The following is a 479-nucleotide window of genomic DNA, read 5'->3' on the forward strand; positions in this document are numbered from 1 at the left end:
CAAAGTGGTTATACGCCAAAAAACAATGAATTAAATTCACAAATTGGTGTACCATATTTTAAAGTTTCTGATATGAACTTGCCTGAAAATCAAACATATATGCTTAAAACAACACTTTTTTCGAAAAATCAAAAATTAAAAGTATATAAAAGTGGTTCTATTATTTTTCCAAAAAATGGTGGTGCTGTTTTTACAAACAAAAAAAGAATTTTAACTATGGATTCTATAGTTGATTTAAATACGTCCGTTTTAACGCCTTATTTCTTAATAGGCTTAAATTATCTTTATTATTTTATGTTATCAATAGATTTAGGTAAATTTACAAAAGGTACAGCATTGCCTACAATAGATTCTGCGAGTTTCAATAATACTCCTATCCCCCTCCCACCCCTAAAAGAACAAGAAAAAATAGTCGAGGTTTTGGACGAGCTCATAAGCTTAGCGAGCGAATTTGACAGAATTAAAGAGGAATTAAAGAG

At 29.4% G+C, this 479-nt stretch carries 1 protein-coding gene; it reads left to right on the plus strand.

The window, feature by feature from the left end; translation table 11 throughout:
• Positions 1-479 (plus strand): restriction endonuclease subunit S (locus FMM58_RS03645; protein ID WP_190317937.1); only part of this gene is annotated, 479 nt, incomplete at both ends.

The sequence above is a fragment of the Campylobacter sp. LR291e genome, from assembly GCF_008633915.1.
GTDB lineage: Bacteria > Campylobacterota > Campylobacteria > Campylobacterales > Campylobacteraceae > Campylobacter_D.